General features: G+C 70.3%; 25 protein-coding genes. 15 read left to right on the forward strand and 10 right to left on the reverse strand.

Annotated elements, in window-relative coordinates:
• Positions 1-199 precede the first annotated feature (199 nt).
• From ACFPQ9_RS15765 to ACFPQ9_RS15810, 10 genes are all read left to right on the forward strand, one after another.
• A complete protein-coding gene (locus tag ACFPQ9_RS15765; RefSeq protein WP_380853107.1) occupies positions 200-712 on the forward strand; it encodes a 2-oxo-4-hydroxy-4-carboxy-5-ureidoimidazoline decarboxylase in 513 nt (170 codons plus the stop codon).
• Between the two features lie 251 nt (positions 713-963).
• The gene (gene sdhC, locus ACFPQ9_RS15770; RefSeq protein ID WP_380853109.1) at positions 964-1,344 is read left to right on the forward strand and encodes a succinate dehydrogenase, cytochrome b556 subunit; all 381 of its coding nucleotides are present in this window, start codon (positions 964-966) and stop codon (positions 1,342-1,344) included.
• Between the two features lie 5 nt (positions 1,345-1,349).
• Positions 1,350-1,832 (forward strand): succinate dehydrogenase hydrophobic membrane anchor subunit, encoded by a 483-nt coding sequence (locus ACFPQ9_RS15775; RefSeq protein WP_380853111.1) that lies wholly within the window; start codon positions 1,350-1,352, stop codon positions 1,830-1,832.
• 22 nt (positions 1,833-1,854) lie between these two features.
• Positions 1,855-3,609 (forward strand): succinate dehydrogenase flavoprotein subunit, encoded by a 1,755-nt coding sequence (gene sdhA, locus ACFPQ9_RS15780; RefSeq protein ID WP_380853113.1) that lies wholly within the window; start codon positions 1,855-1,857, stop codon positions 3,607-3,609.
• Positions 3,609-4,370 carry a succinate dehydrogenase iron-sulfur subunit gene (locus ACFPQ9_RS15785; protein WP_380853115.1) on the forward strand — a complete coding sequence of 254 codons (762 nt, stop codon included), beginning with the start codon at positions 3,609-3,611 and terminating at the stop codon, positions 4,368-4,370. The genes sdhA and ACFPQ9_RS15785 overlap by 1 nt, the downstream gene beginning before the upstream one ends.
• A gap of 129 nt (positions 4,371-4,499) precedes the next feature.
• A complete protein-coding gene (locus tag ACFPQ9_RS15790) occupies positions 4,500-4,910 on the forward strand; it encodes a VOC family protein (RefSeq protein WP_380853117.1) in 411 nt (136 codons plus the stop codon).
• A 118-nt stretch (positions 4,911-5,028) separates the two neighbouring features.
• Positions 5,029-5,436 (forward strand): hypothetical protein, encoded by a 408-nt coding sequence (locus ACFPQ9_RS15795; RefSeq protein ID WP_380853119.1) that lies wholly within the window; start codon positions 5,029-5,031, stop codon positions 5,434-5,436.
• A 12-nt stretch (positions 5,437-5,448) separates the two neighbouring features.
• A complete protein-coding gene (locus ACFPQ9_RS15800; protein ID WP_380853121.1) occupies positions 5,449-5,970 on the forward strand; it encodes a thiol-disulfide oxidoreductase DCC family protein in 522 nt (173 codons plus the stop codon).
• A gap of 189 nt (positions 5,971-6,159) precedes the next feature.
• The gene (locus ACFPQ9_RS15805) at positions 6,160-7,185 is read left to right on the forward strand and encodes a trypsin-like serine peptidase (protein WP_380853122.1); all 1,026 of its coding nucleotides are present in this window, start codon (positions 6,160-6,162) and stop codon (positions 7,183-7,185) included.
• 37 nt (positions 7,186-7,222) lie between these two features.
• Positions 7,223-8,011, forward strand: a complete 789-nt coding sequence (locus ACFPQ9_RS15810; protein ID WP_380853124.1) for a TetR/AcrR family transcriptional regulator — start codon at positions 7,223-7,225, stop codon at positions 8,009-8,011.
• A gap of 18 nt (positions 8,012-8,029) precedes the next feature.
• Here ACFPQ9_RS15810 and ACFPQ9_RS15815 read toward each other — a convergent pair whose 3' ends face one another.
• Positions 8,030-10,441: an MMPL family transporter gene (locus tag ACFPQ9_RS15815; protein WP_380853917.1), complete on the reverse strand. Its 2,412-nt coding sequence runs from the start codon at positions 10,439-10,441 to the stop codon at positions 8,030-8,032.
• Positions 10,442-10,605: 164 nt separating this feature from the next.
• On the opposite strand from ACFPQ9_RS15815, the gene ACFPQ9_RS15820 reads away from it, so the two are divergent.
• Together ACFPQ9_RS15820 and ACFPQ9_RS15825 are read left to right on the forward strand one after the other, a co-directional pair.
• Entirely contained in the window at positions 10,606-11,295 is a 690-nt protein-coding gene (locus tag ACFPQ9_RS15820) for a response regulator transcription factor (RefSeq protein ID WP_380853126.1), read from the forward strand.
• A complete protein-coding gene (locus ACFPQ9_RS15825) occupies positions 11,292-12,764 on the forward strand; it encodes a sensor histidine kinase (protein ID WP_380853128.1) in 1,473 nt (490 codons plus the stop codon). Before ACFPQ9_RS15820 ends, ACFPQ9_RS15825 begins: the two co-directional genes overlap by 4 nt.
• Before the next feature lie 3 nt (positions 12,765-12,767).
• Here the strand turns inward: ACFPQ9_RS15825 and ACFPQ9_RS15830 are convergent, their stop codons facing one another.
• From ACFPQ9_RS15830 to ACFPQ9_RS15845, 4 genes are all read right to left on the reverse strand, one after another.
• The gene (locus ACFPQ9_RS15830; RefSeq protein ID WP_380853130.1) at positions 12,768-13,220 is read right to left on the reverse strand and encodes an ATP-binding protein; all 453 of its coding nucleotides are present in this window, start codon (positions 13,218-13,220) and stop codon (positions 12,768-12,770) included.
• A gap of 96 nt (positions 13,221-13,316) precedes the next feature.
• Entirely contained in the window at positions 13,317-14,867 is a 1,551-nt protein-coding gene (locus ACFPQ9_RS15835) for an ABC transporter substrate-binding protein (protein ID WP_380853132.1), read from the reverse strand.
• 192 nt (positions 14,868-15,059) lie between these two features.
• Positions 15,060-16,352, reverse strand: a complete 1,293-nt coding sequence (locus ACFPQ9_RS15840) for a metallophosphoesterase (protein WP_380853134.1) — start codon at positions 16,350-16,352, stop codon at positions 15,060-15,062.
• Between the two features lie 57 nt (positions 16,353-16,409).
• Entirely contained in the window at positions 16,410-16,649 is a 240-nt protein-coding gene (locus ACFPQ9_RS15845; RefSeq protein ID WP_380853136.1) for an SCO4848 family membrane protein, read from the reverse strand.
• A gap of 91 nt (positions 16,650-16,740) precedes the next feature.
• On the opposite strand from ACFPQ9_RS15845, the gene ACFPQ9_RS15850 reads away from it, so the two are divergent.
• Positions 16,741-18,024 (forward strand): D-alanyl-D-alanine carboxypeptidase family protein, encoded by a 1,284-nt coding sequence (locus tag ACFPQ9_RS15850; protein ID WP_380853138.1) that lies wholly within the window; start codon positions 16,741-16,743, stop codon positions 18,022-18,024.
• Here the strand turns inward: ACFPQ9_RS15850 and ACFPQ9_RS15855 are convergent.
• The 4 genes from ACFPQ9_RS15855 to ACFPQ9_RS15870 are packed head-to-tail and all read right to left on the reverse strand — an operon-like array spanning position 17,972 to position 21,075.
• Positions 17,972-19,072: a YhjD/YihY/BrkB family envelope integrity protein gene (locus ACFPQ9_RS15855; protein ID WP_380853140.1), complete on the reverse strand. Its 1,101-nt coding sequence runs from the start codon at positions 19,070-19,072 to the stop codon at positions 17,972-17,974. The genes ACFPQ9_RS15850 and ACFPQ9_RS15855 overlap by 53 nt on opposite strands.
• Positions 19,060-19,554: a GtrA family protein gene (locus ACFPQ9_RS15860; protein ID WP_380853142.1), complete on the reverse strand. Its 495-nt coding sequence runs from the start codon at positions 19,552-19,554 to the stop codon at positions 19,060-19,062. Before ACFPQ9_RS15860 ends, ACFPQ9_RS15855 begins: the two co-directional genes overlap by 13 nt.
• Entirely contained in the window at positions 19,548-20,540 is a 993-nt protein-coding gene (locus ACFPQ9_RS15865) for a decaprenyl-phosphate phosphoribosyltransferase (RefSeq protein ID WP_380853143.1), read from the reverse strand. Before ACFPQ9_RS15865 ends, ACFPQ9_RS15860 begins: the two co-directional genes overlap by 7 nt.
• Positions 20,533-21,075 (reverse strand): phosphatase PAP2 family protein, encoded by a 543-nt coding sequence (locus tag ACFPQ9_RS15870; RefSeq protein ID WP_380853144.1) that lies wholly within the window; start codon positions 21,073-21,075, stop codon positions 20,533-20,535. The genes ACFPQ9_RS15865 and ACFPQ9_RS15870 overlap by 8 nt, the downstream gene beginning before the upstream one ends.
• Before the next feature lie 133 nt (positions 21,076-21,208).
• Here ACFPQ9_RS15870 and ACFPQ9_RS15875 point away from each other — a divergent pair, with 133 nt between their 5' ends.
• Together ACFPQ9_RS15875 and ACFPQ9_RS15880 are read left to right on the forward strand one after the other, a co-directional pair.
• The gene (locus ACFPQ9_RS15875; protein ID WP_380853145.1) at positions 21,209-22,564 is read left to right on the forward strand and encodes an FAD-binding oxidoreductase; all 1,356 of its coding nucleotides are present in this window, start codon (positions 21,209-21,211) and stop codon (positions 22,562-22,564) included.
• Positions 22,565-22,644: 80 nt separating this feature from the next.
• Positions 22,645-23,400: a decaprenylphospho-beta-D-erythro-pentofuranosid-2-ulose 2-reductase gene (locus ACFPQ9_RS15880; protein ID WP_380853146.1), complete on the forward strand. Its 756-nt coding sequence runs from the start codon at positions 22,645-22,647 to the stop codon at positions 23,398-23,400.
• A 166-nt stretch (positions 23,401-23,566) separates the two neighbouring features.
• Here ACFPQ9_RS15880 and ACFPQ9_RS15885 read toward each other — a convergent pair whose 3' ends face one another.
• Entirely contained in the window at positions 23,567-24,145 is a 579-nt protein-coding gene (locus ACFPQ9_RS15885; RefSeq protein ID WP_380853147.1) for a 2'-5' RNA ligase family protein, read from the reverse strand.
• Between the last annotated feature and the right edge of the window lie 11 nt (positions 24,146-24,156).

A 24,156-nucleotide genomic window follows, 5' to 3' on the forward strand; every position in this document is an offset into this window, starting at 1 on the left:
GCCCTCTTGGCAGGTGCCCGGCGCCTGTGCTTGTGCTGACTCACGGCGCCAACCTAGGGCCTGTGAAGATCAACAACCGTCCACCACACGTTCCGAAACTCTCCCGTTCGGCTGAAATTCGGGCATCCGTCGGACACCTCATGCCCACACTCGGTAACGTGGCGCCACTCCTCCCCCAAATTCCCCTGCCGAAACCCACGTGACGCCCACACACCTTCCCGGCCGAGTGGCCATACCGTCCTTGCCCTCCGTCCTGGACGCCTTCAACATCGCGCCTGCCGACGACGCCCGCAAGGTCCTCCTGGACTGTCTGCGCAGCAGCCGCTGGGCCGACCGCCTGACCGCCCACCGCCCCTTCCCGGACGTCGACTCCCTGCTGGCGGCGTCCGACGAGGCGGCCTACGACCTGGCGCCCGCGGATCTGGCCGAGGCCTTGAGGGAAGAAACGATGCCGGTCCTGCCGGAGGGCGCCTATTCGGCGGCCCACACGGCACTGAGTGCTGCATACGCCGCATACGAGGCCAAATTCGGGCACACCTTCATCATCTGCCTGGACGGTCTGTCCCAGACGGAGAGCCTGGACCAGGTACTGGCCGGGATCCGATCACGTTTGGCAAACGATCCGGAGGACGAACGAGTGGTGGCGGCAGAGGAACTACGGCGCCTGGCAAGGGGGCGTCTGGTCAGCCGGCTCAGGGGCGCGGGGCTGTAGTCGATTTGCGGCTACCGCCGCGTGGGCGCGACCAGCCCCAACGCGGCCGCACCCGGCAAATGACGGCGCACACCACCCCATTAGCCGCCAATAACCCATCCGCGTGCCACTTTGATCACATACCCACACCCCCGCTAAGCCGCACAGCGCAACCTGGATACGATGCTGAGGGCCGGTGGACCGTACCCGGCCGGGCCCGACCGACAGCACAAGCCGGCGCGGCCCCAATCCCCGCTCCCGGAGGAACTTCCGTGCCGGCTGGAACGCTGTACCGCGGCCGGGAAGGAATGTGGTCCTGGGTGGCTCACCGAGTCACCGGCGTCCTCATTTTCTTCTTCCTGTTCGTTCACGTGCTGGACACCGCTCTCGTCCGTGTCTCCCCAGAGGACTACGACAAGGTCGTAGCCACGTACAAGACGCCGATCGTCGCGCTGCTGGAGTACGGCCTCGTCGCCGCCATCCTGTTCCACGCGCTCAACGGCCTGCGTGTCATCGCCGTCGACTTCTGGTCGAAGGGCGCGCGCTACCAGAAGCAGATGCTCTGGTCCGTCGTCGGCCTCTGGCTGGTGCTGATGCTCGGGGCGATCTACCCCGTTCTCGGCCACGCCGCTCAGGAACTGTTCGGGAGCTGACGCGTATGTCCACCACTGAGAAGACCGCCACCGGTATCGGCCCGGTCGAGGGCGATTCCCTCTACAACGTCGACAATCCGGCCCCGTACATCGAGGCCCCGCGCAAGCGCACGAAGAAGACCCCGAAGTCCACCCGGGGCAACTTCGAGATGGCCGCATGGCTGTTCATGCGCCTGTCCGGCGTCGTGCTGGTCGTCCTGGTCATCGGGCACCTGCTGATCCAGCTCGTGCTGGACGGCGGCGTGTCGAAGATCGGTTTCGCCTTCGTGGCGGGCCGCTGGGCGAGCCCCTTCTGGCAGGTCTGGGACCTGCTGATGCTGTGGCTGGCCATGCTGCACGGCGCGAACGGCCTGCGCACGGTCATCAACGACTACGCGGAGCGCGCGAACACCCGGCTGTGGCTGAAGGGCCTGCTCTACACCGCCACGGTGTTCACCATCCTGCTGGGCACGCTGGTGATCTTCACCTTCGACCCGAACATCCGCTAGGCACGGGGCTGAGGCAACCACCATGAAGATCCACAAGTACGACACCGTCATCGTCGGCGCAGGTGGCGCGGGCATGCGCGCGGCCATCGAGTCCACGAAGCGCAGCCGCACCGCCGTGCTGACCAAGCTGTACCCCACCCGCTCCCACACGGGCGCCGCGCAGGGCGGCATGGCCGCCGCGCTGGCCAACGTGGAGGAGGACAACTGGGAGTGGCACACCTTCGACACGGTCAAGGGCGGTGACTACCTGGTCGACCAGGACGCCGCCGAGATCCTGGCGAAGGAGGCCATCGACTCCGTCCTCGACCTGGAGAAGATGGGCCTGCCGTTCAACCGCACCCCGAACGGCACCATCGACCAGCGCCGCTTCGGCGGTCACAGCCGTAACCACGGCGAGGCCCCGGTGCGCCGGTCCTGCTACGCCGCGGACCGCACCGGCCACATGATCCTCCAGACGCTGTACCAGAACTGCGTCAAGGAGGGCGTGGAGTTCTTCAACGAGTTCTACGTCCTGGACCAGCTGATCACCGAGGTCGACGGCGTCAAGAAGTCGGCCGGTGTCGTGGCGTACGAGCTGGCCACCGGCGAGATCCATGTGTTCCAGGCGAAGGCGGTCATCTACGCCTCCGGCGGCACCGGCAAGTTCTTCAAGGTGACGTCGAACGCGCACACGCTGACCGGTGACGGCCAGGCGGCCGTGTACCGCCGGGGTCTGCCGCTGGAGGACATGGAGTTCTTCCAGTTCCACCCGACCGGCATCTGGCGCATGGGCATCCTGCTGACGGAAGGCGCCCGTGGTGAGGGCGGCATCCTCCGCAACAAGGACGGCGAGCGCTTCATGGAGAAGTACGCGCCGGTCATGAAGGACCTCGCGTCCCGTGACGTCGTCTCGCGCTCCATCTACACGGAGATCCGCGAGGGCCGCGGCTGCGGTCCCGAGGGAGACCACGTCTACCTGGACCTCACCCACCTCCCGCCGGAGCAGCTGGACGCCAAGCTGCCCGACATCACGGAGTTCGCGCGCACCTACCTCGGCATCGAGCCCTACACGGACCCGATCCCGATCCAGCCCACCGCGCACTACGCCATGGGCGGCATCCCGACGAACGTCGAGGGTGAGGTCCTCAGCGACAACACCACGGTGGTCCCGGGCCTGTACGCGGCCGGCGAGGTCGCCTGCGTGTCCGTGCACGGCGCCAACCGGCTCGGCACGAACTCCCTGCTGGACATCAACGTGTTCGGCCGCCGTGCGGGTATCGCCGCCGCCGAGTACAGCCAGAAGGCGGACTTCGTCGAGCTGCCGGAGGACCCGGCGCAGCTGGTGATCGACCAGGTCGAGCGCCTGCGCACGTCGACCGGCACCGAGCGGGTGGCCGTGCTCCGCAAGGAGCTCCAGGAGACCATGGACGCCAACGTCATGGTGTTCCGTACGGAGCAGACGATCAAGACGGCGGTCGAGAAGATCGCGGAGCTGCGCGAGCGCTACAAGAACGTCGCGATCCAGGACAAGGGCAAGCGGTTCAACACCGACCTGCTGGAGGCCGTCGAGCTGGGCAACCTGCTCGACCTGGCCGAGGTCATGGCCGTGTCCGCCCTGGCCCGCAAGGAGTCCCGCGGCGGTCACTACCGCGAGGACTACCCGAACCGCGACGACGTCAACTTCATGCGCCACACCATGGCGTACCGCGAGGTGGGCGACGACGGCACGGAGTCCATTCGTCTCGACTACAAGCCGGTCGTCCAGACCCGCTACCAGCCGATGGAGCGTAAGTACTGATGGCAACCCCCGTTATGGACAAGGTCGAGGCGGAGTCCGCGGCCTCCCCGTACATCACGGTCACGTTCCGGGTCCGCCGCTTCAACCCGGAAGTCTCCGCAGAAGCCGTGTGGGAAGACTTCCAGCTGGAGATCGACCCCAAGGAGCGCGTCCTCGACGGCCTCCACAAGATCAAGTGGGACATCGACGGCACGCTGACCTTCCGCCGCTCGTGCGCCCACGGCATCTGCGGCTCGGACGCGATGAGGATCAACGGCAAGAACCGTCTTGCCTGCAAGACCCTCATCAAGGACATCAACCCCGAGAAGCCGATCACGGTCGAGCCCATCAAGGGCCTGACGGTGCTCAAGGACCTCGTCGTCGACATGGAGCCGTTCTTCCAGGCGTACCGCGACGTGATGCCCTTCCTGATCACGAAGGACACCAACGAGCCGACGCGTGAGCGTCTGCAGACCGCCGAGGACCGCGAGCGCTTCGACGACACGACGAAGTGCATCCTGTGCGCCGCCTGCACCTCCTCGTGCCCGGTCTTCTGGAACGACGGCCAGTACTTCGGTCCGGCCGCGATCGTCAACGCGCATCGCTTCATCTTCGACTCGCGTGACGAGGCCGGGGAGCAGCGCCTGGAGATCCTCAACGACAAGGACGGCGTGTGGCGCTGCCGCACGACCTTCAACTGCACGGACGCCTGCCCGCGCGGCATCGAGGTCACCAAGGCGATCGCCGAGGTCAAGAAGGCGCTGATCACGCGCCGGTTCTGACCTTCTCGCCCGCGCCTCGGGGCCCTGTTTCCACCACTTGGGAACAGGGCCCCGAGGCGTTTCCGGGCGGCTCGCCGCCGACTGGTGGCATCAGCCGCCCACACGAGGACGAGGAATTACCCTGACGGTATGTCAGATGACGAGTCGTACGAACTGCTCGGGTTCGACAACGTGCTGCTGCCGGTCGGAGACCTCGGCGAGGCCGTCCGGTTCTACGAGCGGGCCGGGTTCACGGTCGGGTTCCGGCTCGACGAGGCCGGCATCGCGCAGCTGAAGGTGGGCGGGGAGACACCGGGCCTGCTGCTGCGGCGGGAGGAGGCCCTCGCGCACCGTTCGCCGCCGTGGCCGTCCCCCCGCGTATGGCTGGAGGTGCCGGACGCACGGGCGGCGGCACGGACGCTGCGCGGCGCCGGCGTCGAACCGATCGACGCGCCCTTCTCCGTGGCGACCGGCTGGACCGTCGAGATCGCCGACCCCTGGGGGAACGTCGTCGGGTTCACGGACTACTGCAAACGGCCGGAGCTCGGGCGCAGACCCTGACGCCACCCTGGGCGGGGACGTGACGGAGGCCTCACCTCTATTGAGTTGAACATGTTCAAAGACAGGGCCTACAGTCATCCCTGTCAGCGTTTTGAACGCGTTCAAGAAGGGGGAGGCCATGGACCGCACGGTCATCGCCTACGTCATCTACCTGGTCGTCAGCATCGCCCTGACCGTCTGGGTGGCCCGCACTCTCAGCCGCAACGGGCGGATCTTCCTCGCCGACGTGCTGCGCGGGAACGAGAAGCTCGCCGACGCCGTGAACCATCTGCTGGTGGTCGGGTTCTATCTCGTCAACCTCGGTTTCGTCGCGCTGTATCTGAGCGACGACGACACCGTCCTCGACACCCGCGGCATCTTCGAGGCCCTGTCGACCAAGCTCGGCGTGGTGCTTCTGGTGCTCGGTGTGATGCACCTGGGCAACGTCTACGTGCTCAACAAGATCCGGCGGCGCGGGGTGATGGAGCGCGAGCAGGTGCCCCCGGTCGCACCGCAGGACTGGGTCGCCCCCTCGGCCGGGGCCTGAGCGGGGCCCGGCATGACGGCCGACCCGACGGGCGGCAGGGCGGCGGAGGTCGCGGTCCGCGGCCTCACCGTCCTCTACGACGCCCAGTGCTCACTGTGCACCTTCCTGCGCGACTGGCTGGCACGGCAGCCGCAGTTGGTGCCACTGGAGATGGTGCCGGCCGGGTCCGACGAGGCCCGGCGGCGCTTCCCCGGACTGGACCACGGCGCGACGCTCGACGAGATCACCGTCGTCGGCGACGCCGGGCAGGTCTACCGCGCCGGCGCCGCCTGGATCGTCACGCTGTGGGCGCTGCGCGAGCACAGGGGACTCGCGCATCGCCTCAGCACCCCGTCGGGGGCGCGGCTCGCCAAGGGGGCCGTGCTCGCCGCCGCGAAGTGGCGCGGGTCGCAGTGGGGCGGCACGAAGCAGGGCGACGGCAAGTGGGGCGGACGGGCCTACCGACGCGGGGACGGCTGGTCGTACGACCCGAGTTGGGGGTGGACGTACAACCCACCGGGGTGCACCGACGGCAGCTGTGCCGCCTCGCGGTGACGGCAGCGACAAACCGGGCCGAGTCGGACCGAAGGGCGTTTCCCGGAACTCGGTTTCTGGCATGCACCCTTCCAAAACCGCGCTCGGGTTGGCACGCTGCCCCCGGTTCTCCACTCCGCACTCGCACCGACTGTCGGTTGCCGGGCGGCCACCTGGCCGTCCGGTCCCCCCATCGCAGAAGGAGTACGCGTGAGAGGCATACCCCGCGTCATCCGCATACCCCGCCCCGTCCTCGGCGCCCTGGTCGGCGTCACCGCGCTGCTCACCGCGGGCGCCCTCGCCACACCGGCGGGCGCCGCGCCGAGGCCCGACACCCCCACCACCGTCAGCCCGGTCTCCGCCGGAGCGCAGCAGCAGGCCCGTGACTTCTGGACACCGGAGCGCATGCGGGCGGCGACCCCGCTCGACCTGGTGGGCGTCAACGGTCACATCGACGGCGGCGTGGCGCCCCGCAAGGGCCCGGCGGCCACCGTCGCGCCCACCTCCCCCGCCGCGGCGGTCGGCAAGGCCGTCACCGACGTCGGCCTCATGGCCTTCCCCAACGCCGGCGGCCAGTGGTCCGGCGGCGGTGCCGTCGTCAACACCGCGGGCCGCGTGTTCTTCAGCTACCAGGGCCGTACGGCGTCCTGCTCAGGCAACGCCGTCACCAGCAACAACAAGAGCACCGTGATCACGGCCGGCCACTGCGTGAAGCTGGAGGGCGCCTGGCACACCAACTGGGTGTTCGTGCCCGGCTACCACGACGGGCAGGCTCCCTACGGCCGCTGGAGCGCGTCGAAGACCCTGTCCACACCCCAGTGGACGGCGAGCGAGGACATTAACTACGACGTCGGCGCCGCCGTCGTCGCCCCGCTGGACGGCAAGCTCCTCACGGACGTCGTCGGCGGACAGGGGCTGGCCTTCAACACCGGCTACAACCTGCGCATGTACTCCTTCGGCTTCCCGGCCGCCGCCCCGTACGACGGCGAGAAGTTCATCTACTGCAGCGGCACCACCAACCGGGACTTCCTGCTGTCCAACGACCACGGCATGAACTGCAACATGACGGGCGGCTCCAGCGGCGGCCCCTGGTTCACGCAGTTCAACGAGTCCACGGGCACCGGTCTGCTGTCCTCGGTGAACAGCTTCAAGTACAACTTCCTGCCGAACCGGATGTACGGCCCGTACTTCGGCGCCGACGCCCAGAACCTGTACCAGACGGCACAGGCCTCCTGACCGTCCGCCGAAACACCACTCGTTAGGCTCTCGTTCCGTGTCCTCGAAGAACGACAGCCCTGAACAGGGCGACGCGCCCAGCAAGTCCGAGCAGACCCGTGCCCTGATCCTGGAGACGGCCATGCGGCTGTTCCAGGAACGCGGCTACGACAAGACGACGATGCGGGCCATCGCCCAGGAGGCCGGAGTCTCCGTCGGCAACGCGTACTACTACTTCGAGGGCAAGGAACACCTGATCCAGGGCTTCTACGACCGGATCGCCGCCGAGCACCGGGCGGCGGTCCGGGAGGTCCTGGCCCGCGAGAGGGAGCTGGAGGCGCGGCTCGCGGGTGTGCTGAAGGTGTGGCTGGACATCGCCACGCCGTACCACGAGTTCGCGGTGCAGTTCTTCAAGAACGCCGCCGACCCCGACAGCCCGCTCAGCCCGTTCTCCCCCGAGTCGGAGCACGCGCGCGTGGAGGCCATCGCCATCCACAAGGAGGTGCTGGCGGGCGCGACGAAGAGCAAGGTGCCCGACGAGCTCAGGGACATCCTGCCGGAGCTGATGTGGCTCTCCCAGATGGGGCTCGTCCTGTACTGGATCTTCGACCGGACCGAGGGCCGCGAGCGCAGCTACCGGCTCGCCGAGCGCGGTGCCAAGCTCACCGCGCGGGGTGTCTCACTGGCCCGGTTCCGGGTGCTGCGCCCACTGGTGCGCGAGGTGCACGAGCTGTTCACGGACTTCCTGCCGGGCATGACGAACGCCATCCCGGATCCGGCGAAGCGCCAGACGGGCAAGAAGGCCACCCCGGGCAAGGGGGCGCCCGCCGAGGACGAGCGCCCCTGAAACCGGCTTCGGCGAGCGTCAGTTGACGGCGTCCACGCCGCCCTCGGCCAGCTCGACGTCGTACACGAGCGGCCCCTCCGTCACGACGACCTGCCCGGCCCGCGAGGCGTACGACTCGGCGGACGTCGCCAGCAGATAGGTGCCCGGCGCCGGCACCGAGACGATGTACGAGCCGTCGGCCAGGGACCTCACCCGGTCCAGCTGACGTCCGCCCTTGGTCAGCAGGGTCACCGCGGCGCCGTCGACGGGCGTCCCGTCGGCGGTGCGCACGAAGCCGTGCACGACCGACGTCCGCCCCGCGACGGCCGGCTCGGGCTCCTCGGCCACCGGGTCCTCCTTGGGCTCGACCGCCAGATGCGGCAGCCGCTTCTCCAGCCAGGCCGGCAGCCACCAGTTGGCGTTGCCCAGCATGTGCATCGCGGCCGGCACCAGGGCCGTACGCAGGATGAAGGCGTCCAGGGCGACGGCCGCCGCGAGGCCGATGCCGGCCATGGCGCCCTCCATGTCGCCGCTCAGCACGAACGCGCTGAACACACAGATCATGATCAGGGCGGCGGAGTTGATGACCCGGCTGGTCTCCGCGAGGCCGACGCGGACCGCGCGCGCGTTGTCCTTGGTGTGCACCCACTCCTCGTGCATCCGGCTCACCAGGAACACCTGGTAGTCCATGGAGAGGCCGAACAGCAGGGACAGCATGATGACCGGCAGGAAGGACGTGATCGGGCCCTCCTTGCCGACGCCGATCAGCTCGGTGCCCCAGCCCCACTGGAAGATCGCCACCAGCACGCCGAACGACGCGGCCGCCGCGATGAGGTTCATCAGCGCGGCCGTCAGCGGTACCACCAGCGAGCGGAAGGCCACCATCAGCAGCAGGAAGCCGAGCGCGATGATCGTCGCGACGAAGTACGGCAGCCGGTCCGCCGTCACCGCCGCGAAGTCCTTGAAGACGGCCGTCACACCGCCGACATGGGCCTCGGCCCCGGACTGCGGGATCACATCGTCGCGCAGCCGGTCGATCAGGTCGTCCGTCTGCTCGGACTGGGGCGAGGTGGTCGGCACGACCTGGATGACCGTGACGCCGTTGGCGGGCGGCACGGCGGCGACCTGGGCGACGCCCTCGGCGGACTTGATGCCGTTGACCAGGCCGGTCGGGGCGTCGCCCTCGACGACCACCTGGAGCGGGCCGTTGAAGCCGGGTCCGAAGCCCTCGGCGAGCAGGTCGTAGGCCTGCCGGGTGGTGGTCGACTCCTGGTGGTTGCCCTGGTCGGTGGCGCCCAGGCGCAGCGACAGCACGGGGATCGCGAGGACCGCCATCACGACGACGGCCATCGCCGCGACCGGCCGCGGACGGCGTTGGACGTACGCCGACCAGCGCGCCGCGAGCCCGCTCGCCTCGGCCGGCTCCGGCCCCGCCGCGGCCAGCCGGCGCCGCTGCCTGCGGCTGAGCACCCGCATGCCGAGCAGGCCGAGCAGGGCCGGCAGCAGGGTGATCGCGGCCAGCACGCTGAGGACGACGGTGAGCGAGGTCGCGACGACCACACCGTCCAGGAACCGCATGTTCATCACCAGCATGCCGGCGAGCGCGATGCACACCGTGCCGCCCGCGAACAGCACCGCGCGTCCGGAGGTGTTGAGGGCGGTCACGGCCGCGTCCTCCGGCTTCATCCCGCGCAGGATGCCGCGCCGGTGCCGGGTGACGATGAACAGGGCGTAGTCGATGCCGACGCCGAGACCGATCAGCGAGCCGAGCAGCGGGGCCACTTCGGGCACGTCCGTGACATGGCTCATCAGCATCGTCGCGATCATGCCGGTGCCGACACCCGCGATCGCCACGACGATCGGCAGCAGCATCGCGAACAGCGAGCCGAAGGCGAGGAACAGCACGACGGCCGCCGCGAGGATGCCGACCGCCTCCGCGATGCCCTGCGGCGGCTCCTGGGTGCGGGCGACGGCCTGGCCGCCGAGCTCGACCTGGAGCCCGACGCGTTCCGCTGCCTGCGCCTTGTCGACGACGTCCTCGATCAGCTCCTTGGGGACGGCGTTCGCCTGCTCCTTGAAGGTGACCTGGGCGTAGGCGATCCGCCCGTCCCTGCTGATCTGCGCCGCTCCCTGTGCCGCGTACGGGTCGGTGACCTCACCGACCCCCTTCATCCGCCCGATCTCCTCAAGGGCGGGCTCGATGCGGGAGCGTACGGACTCGTCCCGTACGGATCCCTCGTCCACCTTCCACACCACCGTGTCGGTGTCGCCCGCGCGCTCCGGGAAGGCCTTCTCCATCAGGTCGTACGCGGTCGCCGAGTCCGTGTCCGGGAGGGAGAAGACGTTCGCGTAGTTCGTCCCCGCGCCGGCGCTCGCCGAGCCCAGTCCGAACAGTGCCCCCAACCACAGCAACAGGACCACCAGCCGATGCCGATAGCACCACCGTGCCAATGCCGCCACGCTCAACGCTCCTTATTCGGTTCGGTCGGTCCCCCAGGTCCTGGGCAACAGCATTGGCGGCGGCACACACGCGTGGGCAGGCGAAGGCCATGACTCTCAAGGAACTCCAAAGCAGAACCGGCCCGGTTGTCAGTGGGCCCGCCGATACTGGGGGCATGACGACGGGATCAGGCACGGTGCTGGTGGTGGAGGACGAGGAGTCCATCGCGGACGTTCTAGCCATCGCCCTGCGCTACCACCGCTTCGAGGTCATGACCGCGGGCACCGTCCGCGACGCGCTGTGTCTCGCCGAGCGCACCCGCCCGGACGCGGCGCTGCTCGACGTCATGCTCCCCGACGGCGACGGCCGTGCGCTGGGGCGCGAACTGCGGGTGCGCCGCCCCGACCTGGCGCTGGTCTTCCTCACCGCACGCGACGCGCCCGCGGAGATCGTCGGCGCCCTCGGCTTCGGCGACGACTACATCACCAAGCCGTTCGACGTCGACGTGGTCGTCGCCCGCCTGACGGCCGTGCTGCGCCGCACCCGCCCCGCCGACGTCCTGCCGCAGCGTCCACCGCTCAGATACGGCGACCTGGAGCTGGACGAGACGACGTACTCGGTGCGCCGCGCGGGCCGCACCGTCGAGCTCACCCCCACCGAGTACGCCCTGCTGCGCTTCCTGGTGCGCAACGGCGGCCGGATCGTGCCCAAGGACCAGCTGCTGCGCCATGTCTGGCAGTACGAACACACGCCGCCCGAGTCGACCGTCGTGGAGACCTACATCAGCTATCTGCGGCGCAAGCTGGACGCCCTGGGACCGCCGGTGATCACCACGCGGCGGGGTGTCGGATACGGGCTGGCATGAGGCTCCCCTGGATCTCCCGCGTCGGCCGCCCGCGCGGGATGCACTCCCTGCGCGGCAAGCTGACCCTGGCGAACGTGGCGCTGCTGGCCGTGGGCATCGTCGTCGCGACCGCCGTCAGCCTGGTCACCGCGCGGTTCTATCTGCTCGACAAGGTCGACAGCGAGCTGAAGAGCGCGCGCTCCACCCTGGGGCACGCCGGGTTCACCCTGCGGCAGATCGAGTCGCTGAGCGAACTGGGCGTCGCGCTGGACAAGTTCAACGACGGCGGCGCCCGCGACACCGATCCGCTGCCGAGCCCGAGCATGGTGTACGTCGCCGTCGACTCCGCCGGGAAGCCGGTCGCCCTGGGCCCGCTGACGCCGACACCCCGCCAGCACGCCCTGGCCGCCGCCGCGCAGGACCCGGTGGCCCTCGCGGCGGACGAGGATCCGCGGGACGTACGGGTCGAGGGCGACCGGTACCGCATGGTCGGGACGGAGCTGTCGGACGGCACCATCGTGCTGATCGCCGTCCCGACCGAGGGCCTGCACGAGGGCATGGGCAAGGCCCTCAGGATGGACCTGGCCGTCGGCACGCTGCTGCTGGCGCTGCTCGGCTGTCTGACCATGTTCAGTGTGCGGCGCCGGATGCGGCCGCTGGAGGACATGGTGGAGACCTCGTCGGCGATAGCCGAGGGCGATCTGACCCGGCGCATCCCCTCCAACAGCGACCCGACGCTGGAGGTGGAACAGCTGCGGGTGGCCCTGAACTCGATGCTCCACCAGGTGGAGTCGGCGTACCGCACACGCGAGCGCAGCACGGCCCAGCTGCGCCGGTTCGTCGGCGACGCCTCGCACGAGCTGCGCACGCCGCTGGCGGCGATACGCGGCTATCTCCAGCTGTACGACCGGGGGATGCTGCCGGAGCCCGCCGAGCGCAAGCGCGTCTGGGACCGGATGAACGGGGAGGTCGACCGCATGGGCCGGCTCGTCGACGAACTCCTCACCCTCGCCCGGCTCGACCAGCGGCCCGAACTGCGCTTCCGCAACGTCGATCTGAGCCGGCTGGTGCGCGAGTCCGCGGAGGATCTGCGGGTCCAGCAGCCCGAGCGGCCGATCACGGTCGACGCCGACGGCACGCTGCTGGTGCACGCCGACGAGTCGGGGCTGCGCCAGGTGCTGGGCAATCTGCTGAGCAACGTCCGCACGCACACGCCCGCCGATGTGCCGGTACGGCTGGGGCTTGAGCGGGCCGACGGCGTCGTACGGCTGTGTGTCGAGGACAAGGGGCAGGGGCTGGCCGAGGAGGACGCGGCGCGGATCTTCGACCGGTTCTTCCGGGCCGGCGGGGGTGCGGGCAGCGGACTCGGGATGGCGATCGTGCAGGGCGTGGTGGAGGCGCACGGCGGCGAGGTCGCGGTGCGGACGGCGCCGGGTGAGGGGCTGGCCGTCACGGTGATCCTGACGACGGGGGCTGCTTCACGGTCGTAACCGTCACGCGGCCTCCCAGGGGCCCACGTCGGCGAGGACCAGCGCCCACACCGTCTTGCCGTGCCGTCCCCGGCACCACACCCCCCACGCGGCGGCCAGGTTCTCCACCAGGTGCAGGCCGCGGCCGGCCTCCTCCCACTCCCCCACCGTCCGCAGCCGCGGCGCCAAGTGGCTCTCGTCCGACACCTCGATCAGACAGGAGCCGTCGGCGAGCGCGGTGACCGCGACCTCGAACTCACGCTCCGGATGGGGGTGGTGCTCCCTGCCCGGACCGCCCGGGGAGGAGCCGTGCCGGACGACGTTGGTGGCAAGTTCGGAGACCAGCAGCTCCGCGTCCTGAAGCGCCGGATCCCGCGGTCCGTGCCCCCAGTCGGCGAGGTGGTCCCGGGCCCGCCGCCGTGCGAGACCGACGGATGCCGGATGCAGGGGCAGCCGGAAGGCGTTGCGTCTCAACACGTTCGCTCCTCACCCCACGCACACCTCCCTCACATGGTGCAGCGGCGGGTGCCCCGGCTGCACCACCGCATGTACGGCCGGGGCGGCGGGATCGCGTCAGATCCAGGTGAGGCGCCAGAGCCGGAAGACACCGGTACCGTCGGAGAGGTACTGGCCGCCGCCCACCTCCTCGCTGGAGACGACGTACTCCTTGGCCTGCCACAGCGGGATCACCGGGACATCGCGGGCGACGGCCTCCTGGAGCGCGCGGAAGTCCTTGGTGGCCTCGCTGCGGTCGGCGTACTGCTGGCTGGCCGTGATCAGCTGGTCCACGGCCCGGTCGCTGTATCCCGTGCTCATGGTGCCGTTCGTGCCGATCAGCGGGCCCCCGTAGGTGTCCGGGTCGGGGAAGTCGGCGACCCATCCGACGGCGTAGGCGTCGAGCTCGCCGCTCGCCCAGCGCTTTTGGAAGTCGGTCCACTCGTAGCCCTTGAGCGTCACCTTGAACAGGCCGGTCGCCTCCAGTTGCCGCTTGATCTCCGCGGCCTCCTCGGCCCCGGAACCGCGCCCGGTGGCATAGCCGTAGGTGAAGCGGACGGGCAGGCCGGCGCCGGTCAGCAGGGCGCGCGCCTTGGCCGTGCTCAACTCCGGGTAGGCGTCGAAGAACGACGTGGTGTGGCCGGTGATACCGGTCGGGATCAGCGAGTACAGCGGATCGACGGTCCCCTGGTACACGGTCGCGGCCAGCTTCTCGCGGTCGATCAGCCAGGCCATGGCCTGCCGGACCCGCACATCGTGCAGGGGCGAGGCCTTGCGGGTGTTGAGGTAGAGGTTGCGGATCTCGGAGCTGTCGGCCTCGGAGACACGCTGATCCGGGTCGGAGGCGTTCAGGCCGGCGAGGACCTCGGGCGGCAGCGTGCGCGTGGCGACGTCGACCCGTTTGTCCTTCCAGGCCTTCTCCAGGGCCTTCCCGTCGCCGAAGTACCGCAGTTCGACCGGGCGGCCGATGCCGCTGAGGGCGCCCTGGTAGTGCCGGTTGGGGGCGAGGGCGGCCTGCTTGTCCTTCGCATATCCGGTCAGCGTGTACGGGCCGGTGCCGTCGACACCGTTGTCCGAGCGCAGCGCTCTGGCCGGATATTTCTCGCTGTCGACGATCGCGCCCGCGCCGGTGGCCACCTTGAGCGGGAACGTGGCGTCGGGCGAGGACAGATGGAAGGTGACCGTCCGGCCACTCGCGCTCACCGAGCGGAGGGTGTCCAGCAGCGCGGCCGGACCGACGTCCGACTTGATCCGCTTGATCCGGTCGAAGGAGTACTTGACGTCCTGTCCGGTCATGGCGCGCCCGCTCGGGAAGGTGAGTCCCTCGCGCAACTCGCAGCGGTAGGTGGTCAGATCGGTGCCCTCGAAGTCACAGCTCCGGGCCGCGTCGGGCACGGGGGTCACGCCACCCGGCTCGAACGTCAGCAACGACTGGAAGACATTGCTGAACAACGCCCAGGAACCGGCGTCATAGGCGCCGGCCGGATCCAGCGATGTGACGCCGTCCGTCGTGCCGACCGTGATGGTTCTGCCGTCGTCCTGCTGCGACGGCAATAATTGCCAGCCGCCCACTCCCACGGCCGCCAGCACGAGCAACGTCGCGAGAATCCGCATGCGAATGGAACGCATGGGTGTGCCCTCTCCCCGGGCCCTCGACGGGCCCCCGCATGAGCTTTGGAATGCACCACTCCCCTAAGTGGCGGGCACACCTAATCACACGGTTTTCACCGGGGGGAAGAGGATTTTGGCGACATGAGAAAGAACTTACCTACGGGTGTTTCCGGCAGGTTTCACAGGCAGTTCACAGACTTGGGATGGCGGTCAGGCCTGACGGGATGCCAGCTCGATCACGGTGATGTCCGACTCGGCTCCCACGCGTGTGGGCGGGCCCCAGGCGCCCGCGCCGCGGCTGACGTACAGCTGGGTGTCGCCGTACCGCTCCAACCCGGCCAGGGTCGGGTTCGCCAGGCCCGCGACGAGGTTGCCTGGCCACAGCTGGCCGCCGTGGGTGTGGCCGGAGAGCTGGAGGTCGACGCCGTGGTCGACAGCGTCGTGGATCTGGACCGGCTGATGGGCGAGCAGCACGCACGCGCGTGCTCTGTCCCGGTCGCCGAGGGCCTTGGCGAAGTCGGGGCCCTGGCCCTCGCTCTCCCCCGCGACGTCGTTGACGCCGGCCAGGTCGAAGTGGGGCAGTTCGCTGCGGGCGTTCTCCAGCGGGCGCAGGCCCAGGCGGCGTACCTCCTCGACCCACTGCTCGGCGCCCGAGAAGTACTCGTGGTTGCCGGTGACGAAGTACGCGCCGTGCCGCGCCCGGAGCCCGGCGAGCGGGGCCGCCGCCGGGCCGAGGTCCTTCACGCTGCCGTCCACCAGGTCGCCCACGACCGCGATGAGGTCGGGCTGGGTGCCGTTGATGGTGTCGACGACCTTCTGCGCGAAGCCCCGGCCGAGGACGGGGCCCAGATGGATGTCGCTGACGACCGCGATCCGGTAACCGTGCGCCGCGCGCGGGAGCTTGGCCAGCGGCACGGTGACCCGCTTGACGCGCGGGCCCCGCAGAACGCCGTAGGTGCCGTAGCCGACGGTCCCCACGGCGGCCGCGGCTGCGGTCCCGGCGATGACCCGGGAGACGAAGAGGCGGCGGGTGGGGGTCGCCAGGGGGCCGCCGGGCGGGGTCGCGGAGTCCACTGGCGTGTCGGTCGCCGAGGGCGGGGGCGGGTCGGCCGGGCCCGCGGCGGCCACGGGCACCGGCTCGGGCTCCGGTGCCGGTACGGCCTCGGCCTCCCCCACGCGCGCCCGTCTCTCCAGCCCGCGGCGCAGCAGGGGCCGTACGACCTCACCGGCCAGGACCCCCAGCATCAGGTACATCGCCAGGGCCAGCCACAGGAAGCCCGGCCAGGCCAGGACCCGCTGGAGCCAGAAGGGCGCACCGGTGCGCTCGGCGACCAGACCACCGATCGTCAGGGCCCAGCCGCCGGCGATCACCACGACGCCCGCCCGGCGCACGAGGCCGGGAGCGCGCGTCGTGTCGCGGAACAGACGCCGCCACATCCACCAGTTGCCCGCCACCACGACGGACAGCACAAGCAGCGCGACGAGCGCGAAGACGATGACCACGCGGACGTTCCCTTTCCCTTGCGTGACGAGTGAACGTCCCGGGCGGTGGCCGAGTTCCTATGACATCCGGCGCAGTGCGCGCACCGAACGCAACCCAATGACTCCGACGACCGTCCCCAATACGAAGGAGACGACGGCGAGCAGCAAGTGCACCCAGAAATACGCCGTCGGGTGACCGTCGTCGAACGCCAGCCCGCTGCTGTCCTTGATCAAATTTTTGACGAAAGTGACCCAGATGACCCAGCTCCACACCCCGAAGGCGAGCAGGAACCAGGAGACCGGTCGGCTGAGCTTCATGAGTTCAGTATCAACGCCGAGTGCCGGGTCCTTCGGGCGGGGTGGGGACAGAAGCGGGACTTCCATGGCAACGGCATGTACGTTCTCCGTCGTGCCCGCACCCAAGAAGACCGCCAGGCGTGCCCTGCTGGTCGCTTCCGCCGTCGTCTCGTCCCTCGCGCTGACCGCGCCCGTCTCCCACGCGGCCCCCAAGCCGTCACCGAGTACGAGCCCCTCGGCCACTCCCCCGGCGAACATGTCGACCGTGGGCGGCGAGCGACTGGGACAGGCCGGCACCCAGGTGAACCTCGCGAGCGGGGTCCCCGTGCTGCCCAAGGACCTCACCGCGCGCTCCTGGGTCATCGCCGACGCCGAGTCCGGCGATGTGCTCGCCGCGCACAACGCGCACTGGCGGCTCCCGCCCGCGAGCACCATGAAGATGCTGTTCGCCGACACGGTGCTGCCGAAGTTCCCCAAGAGCGTCGAGCACAAGGTCGTGCCGTCCGATCTCGCGGACGTCGGGTCCGGCTCCAGCATGGTCGGGATAAAGGAGGGCGAGACGTACAGCGTCCACGATCTGTGGCTCGGGGTCTTCCTGCGCTCCGGCAACGACGCCGTGCACGTGCTGTCGAAGATGAACGGCGGAATCGACAACACCGTCAAGGAGATGAACGCGCACGCCGAGGAGCTCCAGGCCCTCGACACGAACGCCGTGTCCCCGGACGGCTACGACGCTCCCCACCAGGTCTCCTCGGCGTACGACCTGACCCTGATCGCCCGGTCCGGGCTGCAGAAGAAGGACTTCCGCGAGTACTGCTCGACGGTCACCGCGAAGTTCCCGGGCTCGACGTCGAAGAAGAAGGGCAAGTCCGTCCGCGAGTCCTTCGAGATCCAGAACACCAACCGGCTGCTGGCCGGGGACAGCGACATCCCCGTGTACCAGGGCATCGCGGGCGTCAAGAACGGCAACACCACGAACGCGGGCGCCACCTTCACGGGCGTCGCCGAGCGCAACGGCAAGGTGCTGCTCGTCACGGTCATGAACCCGGAGAAGAGCGAGCACAACGAGGTCTACAAGGAGACCGCGCGGCTCTTCGACTGGGGCTTCCAGGCGGCCGGGAAGGTGCAGCCGGTGGGTGAGCTGGTGCCGCCCAGGAGCGCGGCGCAGGCCAGCGCACAGCCGGGTGCGAACGACTCCGGGCAGGCCGGTGGCGCAGGGGACGGCGAGAAGTCCTCGAAGTCGGCGGTGGGCGCCTCGGCCGCGAGCGGTTCGAGCGGCATCGGGGTGGCGCTCGGGATCACCGGCGGGGCACTGGTGCTGCTCGCGGCCGGCGCGTTCCTGATCAACCGCCGCTGGCCGCTGCCCGACCTGGTGCGCCGTCGGGGCCGCTCCTGACCCCGGGTTTCGCGGATTCGGCGGCCGAGCCCTCGCTTCCGGCCGCCGAGCCCTGCGTTCCGGCCGCCGAGTCCTCGGTTCCGGCCGCCGAGCTGTCGGCTGCGGCCGTCGCGTCCTCGGTCTGGTGCTCGTCTTCGGCCTCGACGTCGGCCTTGTCCCCGGCCTTGTCCTCGGTCTCGCCGTCGGTCTCGTCGTCGGTCTCCTTGTGCCCCGTCGCCGTCCAGGCGGCGCAGAACACCACCAGCTTCGCGGTGAAGTTGATCCACAGCAGCAGGGCGACCGGCACGCCGAACGCGCCGTACATGCTCTTGGTGGCCACGCCCTGCATATAGCCGCTGAGCAGCAGCTTCAGCAGTTCGAACCCGACCGCGCCGATCAGCGCGGCCACCGCAAGGCGACGGCGTTGCGGTTCGACGCCGGGCAGCAGGGTCAGGACGTAGAGCAGCAGCAGGAAGTCCGCGAGTACGGCGACCAGGAACGCGGCGATCCGCAACAGGACCCCGCCCCAGCCGCCCTCGTCGATGCCCAGCTGACGGGTGATCCAGCCGACCAGGGCGGAGGCGACGGTGGACGCCGCGAGCGTGACGAGTACGGCGCCGCCGAATCCGACCAGGACACCCGCGTCCTTGACCTTGCGCAGGACGGGGTTCTCCTCGGGGTCGGGCAGCTCCCACACCGCGCGCAGGCACTCGCGCATGGAGGTGACCCAGCCGATGCCGGTGAACAGCAGAAGGGCACCCGCGATGACTCCGACCGTGCCGGCGTTCTCGACGAGGCCGCTGATGTTGAGCTGGTCGGCGATGCCGGGGACCTGGTCGGCAAGTTTGTCCTCGAGCTTGTCCTGCTGCTCCTGGCTGAGCGTCGCGGCGGCGATCGCCGCGGCCAGCGTGAGCAGCGGGAACAGGGCGATGAAGCTGGTGAAGGTCATCGCGGCGGCCAGCTGTGTCCACTTCACCCGGTCCATGCGCTCGTACGACCGCCACGCGTGCGTGGTCATCAGCCGGGTCACCGCGGACCCGACGACGGGAAGTTTCTTCAGCCAGTCCATGATCCGACTCTGCCCTCCGCAGGGAAGACGAATGTCCGAGTGCCCCAAAATCGCAGGACCGTAGCCAGCGCCATGCCGATACCCGCCCCCGAGACGGTGTCGGCCAGCTGGGAGGTGAGCCCGAGGCCGTAGTGACTCACGGTGAGGCACAGCAGCTGTACGACGGCTCCGGCGACGTTCACCGCGAGGAAGACGGCGTAGGGGCGCGGGCCGCGGCGGTGGGTGTGGCGGTAGGTGCCGTGCGCGTTCCCGGCGTACGCGACCGTGCAGCCGGCCACGAAGGAGACGGCCTTGGCCGTGAGGGGGTCGAGGGCGGCGGGGCCGCGCAGGCAGGTGAAGAGGGCGAGGTCGACGGCGTAGGCGAGAAGGCCGACGGCGGCGAAGGCGAGGACTTCTCGGCGGGTGGATCTCGGGCCGGTGACTTCCTCATGGGTGTTCTCCGGGCCGCCCCGTCGGCTCCGCCACGCGCGTGTGCCTACCAATTGGCCACCGCCAGGCCGTACATGGCCAGCCACACCACCCCGATGACGGCGAGCGGGCGGTCGCGCAGGACGACCTCCTCGGGTTCGCCCGCGGTGCCGCGGTCGGCGAACACGGCGTAGCGCAGGATCGCGAGGATGAAGGCGACCATGGACAGCTGTCGCCAGGGCAGCAGCCCGGTGTGCGGGACGCCGCCCTCCTCCAGGGCCCACAGGCAGTAGCCGAGGACGGCGACGCCGGCCGCCAACTGCCAGACGAAGCGCAGGTATCCGGCGGTGTATTCGGTGAGCAGCGCGCGCGTGGCGCCCGCTTTCCCCGCCATCTGCACGGCCTCGGAGTAGCGCTTGGCCGACACCATGAACAGGGCCCCGAACCCGGTCGTGATCAGGAACCACCGCGACAGCGGGATGCCGAGCGCGAGCCCGCCGGCCATCGCCCGCATCAGGAACCCCGTCGTGACGACGGCGAGGTCGACGACCAGGACGTGCTTGAGGCTGACGCAGTACGCCAGTTGCATGCCGAGGTACGCGGTGAGCAGGGCCGCGACGAGGGGCGAGGTCAGCCGGGCCGCGGCGGCCGGCGCGAGCATGCCGAGGGCGCCTCCGACGGCGTAGGCGACCGGTACGGGGACCTGTCCGGCGGCGACCGGGCGGTGCCGCTTGGTCGGGTGGGCGCGATCCGCGTCGGCGTCGCGGGCGTCGTTGATCAGGTAGACGGCGGCCGCACAGGCGGTGAAGAGCGTGAAGACGAGGGCGAGTTGGATCGCCGCGTGGGTGGAGAAGAGCCGGCCTGCGGCGGCCGGAGCCGCGACGACCAGGACGTTCTTGACCCACTGCTTGGGGCGCGCGGTCCTGACGAGGCCGCCGAGCAGCGCGCCGGGGCCGCGCTTGCGGGGCGGTGGTGCGGCGTGGCGAGGGGGCGTGCGCTGCTGGTGGAGCGCTGTTTCCCGGATGCGTGCGGCACTTGTCAGGTGCGCGGTCTCAGGCATGGGCGCGCCCGCCCCCACTCCGCATCCAGCTCGCCCCCACGCGCGCGGTGAATGCGCCCAGCGCCGCGCCCGCCGCCACGTCGGAGGGGTAGTGCACGCCGACGACCAGGCGTGACAGGCACATCGCGGTGGCCAGCGGCGCGATCGCGTAGGCGCCGAGCGCGCCGAAGGCGACCGCGGCGGCGGTGGCGGAGGCCGCGTGGGAGCTGGGGAAGGAGTGCCGGCCCAGGGTGTGCACCCGGGGTTCGACATGCGCCGGGCGTGGGCGGCGCACCACCCTTTTCACCCCCATGCTCACGAGGTGCGCGCCCGCGGTGAGCGCCGTGCCGCGCACCCAGGCGCCGCGTCGGCGCCCGTCCACGGCGGCCCCGGCGAGGCCCGCCGCCAGCCACAGCGCACCGTGCTCGCCCGCCCGGGACAGGGCGCGCGCGACGCCGACGACACGCGGGTCACAGCCGCGGGCGTGGACCGCCGAAAGGATTCGCCGGTCGACACCCCTGAGGCTTCGGTGGTCCATGTCGTCGAAGTGGTCCATACGGACTCACTGTTCACGCCCAACGAGCCAGAACTACGACAATATTGGGCGACATCCCATTAATCACCCATTTTGGGGAGGAAGAGAATGTTTCATAACTGATCACCCTCATACGGGCGCTACGGTCGCCGACATGTCTGCCGACACCGTGTCCGTCTCGGGATGGGGCCGCACCGCCCCCACCAACGCCCGCCTGATCCGCCCCAGGACGTATCCGGAGGCCGCGACGGCCGTCCGGGACTGCGGGGCCCGCGGAGGCATCCCGAGGGGCCTGGGGCGGGCGTACGGGGACGCGGCGCAGAACGCCGGGGGCACCGTGCTGGACATGACCGCTCTGGACCGTGTGCACGCGATCGACGTCGACAACGGCATCGTGCTGTGCGACGCGGGGATCTCCCTGCACCGGCTGATGGACGTGCTGCTCCCGCTCGGCTGGTTCCTGCCGGTGACGCCCGGCACCCGCCAGGTGACGGTCGGCGGTGCGATCGGAGCGGACATCCACGGCAAGAACCACCATGTGTCGGGCTCCTTCTCGCGCCACGTCCTGTCGATGGAACTCCTCACCGCCGACGGCGAGGTGCGCGCCGTCGCCCGCGACACGCCCCTGTTCGACGCCACCACCGGCGGCATGGGTCTGACCGGCGTGATCCTCACCGCGACGATCCAGCTCCAGCCGGTGGCGACCTCGCTGATGTCGGTCGACACCGAGCGCGCGCGGGACCTCGACGACCTGCTGGCCCGCCTGACCGCCACCGACGACAACTACCGCTACTCGGTCGCCTGGATCGACCTGCTCGCGCGCGGGTCGGCGAGGGGCCGCGCGGTGCTCACCCGTGGCGATCACGCGCCCCTGGAGGCGCTGCGCGAGGGGACACGCGCGCGTAAGGAGCCGCTCGCCTTCCGTCCCGCCCGCCTGCCCGCCCCGCCCGCACTCCTCCCGGAGGGCCTGCTGAGCCGCCGTACCGTGGGCTGGTTCAACGAGCTCTGGTACAGAAGGGCGCCACGCGCGCGTACCGGCGAACTCCAGTCGCTCACCCGGTTCTTCCATCCGCTGGACGGTGTGCCCCACTGGAACCGGATCTACGGCCGGGGCGGCTTCGTGCAGTACCAGTTCGTCGTCGGGCTCGGCCAGGAGGAGGCCCTGCACGGCATCGTGCGGCGCGTCTCCGAGCACCGTTGCCCGTCCTTCCTGGCGGTCCTCAAGCGCTTCGGGGACGCCGACCCCGGCTGGCTCTCCTTCCCGGTGCCCGGCTGGACGCTGGCCCTGGACATCCCGGCCTGCCTGCCCGGCCTCGGCGCCCTCCTGGACGTACTGGACCAGGACGTGGCTTCGGCCGGCGGACGGGTCTACCTCGCCAAGGACTCCCGGCTGCGGCCCGACCTGCTCGCCACGATGTACCCGCGTCTGGACGAGTTCCGCGCGCTGCGCGCCGAGGTCGACCCGCGCGGGGTGTTCGTCTCGGACCTGTCCCGCCGCCTCGGCCTGTAGCACCCGGCATTCGTCTCCCCCGGACTCCCAGATCCCCCGCCCCCATCGGGCCCCGGCCTCTCAGACCTCTAGGAGCTGACGTGAAGGACGCCTTCGGCATCCCCCAGTCCCTGCTCGTCCTCGGCGGTACGTCCGAGATCGCGCTGGCCACCGCACGCCGCCTGATCGCGCGCCGTACCCGCACGGTGTGGCTGGCGGGCCGTCCGTCGCCCGCCTTGGAGCAGTCCGCGGCCGATCTGCGCGCCCTGGGGGCCGAGGTACGCACCGTCGCCTTCGACGCGCTCGACCCCGAGTCCCACGAGACGGTGCTCGGCAAGGTCTTCGCGGAGGGCGACGTCGACATGGTGCTGCTCGCCTTCGGGATCCTCGGCGACCAGGCCCGCGACGAGCGCGAGCCGCTGAACGCGGTGCGGGTCGCGCAGACCAACTACACGGGCGCCGTCTCCGCGGCTCTGGTCAGCGCGGGCGCGCTCCAGTCCCAGGGCCACGGCTCGCTGGTCGTCCTGTCGTCCGTCGCCGGCGAGCGGGCCCGCCGCGCCAACTTCATCTACGGCTCCAGCAAGGCCGGCCTCGACACCTTCACCCAGGGCCTGGGTGACGCCCTGCACGGCACCGGCGTCCACGTCATGGTCGTACGCCCCGGATTCGTACGTTCGAAGATGACCGCCGACCTGGAGGAATCACCGCTCGCGACCACCCCGGAAGCGGTCGCGACAGCCATCGAGCTGGGCCTGCGCCGCCGCTCGGAGACGGTGTGGGTACCGGGCGTACTCAGGCTGGTGATGTCGGCCCTACGACACGCACCGCGGGCGCTGCTGCGTCGTCTGCCGGTGTAGGTCCCGGCGTGAGAAGCGCGCCGTATCGGCGCTGCCGCACGGCAGCGCCGCCAGGGGCGCGGGGAACTGCGCGACCAGCCACGTCGGGGCCGCAGACGAAAAACGACCTGCCCCGGAACCCACATCCCGGCGCACCCCGCACCCCGCATTGCGGCGCACCGCGGAGCTAACTCGCCGGGATCGACCCGCGCTCCACACGCCCCGCCTGCGGCGGCACGACCGCGCTCCCGAAGGCGTAGTCCCGCAGCTTGCGCCAGACGCCGTCGGCGCCCTGCTCGTAGAGGGAGAAGCCGGTGCAGGGCCAGTGGGCCTCGTAGTCGGCGAGCTCCTCGAAGGCGCGGTCCATCGACTCGTCGTCGATGCCGTGGGCCACCGTGACATGCGGGTGGTAGGGGAACTGCAGTTCGCGTGCGACCGGGCCGGAGGCGTCGCGGACCTGCTTCTGCAGCCAGGTGCAGGCCTCGGCGCCCTCGACGACCTGGACGAAGACGACCGGCGACAACGGCCGGAAGGTCCCGGTGCCGGACAGCCGCATCGGGAAGGGCCGCCCGGCCGCCGCGACCTCGACGAGGTGCGCCTCGATCGCCGGCAGCAGCGAGGCGTCGACCTCTGTCGGCGGCAGCAGCGTGACATGCGTGGGGATGCCGTGAGCCGCGGCGTCGCCGAAGCCCGCGCGCCGCTCCTGGAGCAGGCCGCCGTGAGGCTCCGGGACCGCGATCGACACGCCGATCGTTACGGTCCCCACGTCGTCTCCTG

Origin of the sequence: Streptomyces coerulescens, assembly GCF_042657965.1 — a bacterium.
Classification (GTDB): Bacteria; Actinomycetota; Actinomycetes; order Streptomycetales; family Streptomycetaceae; genus Streptomyces; species Streptomyces coerulescens.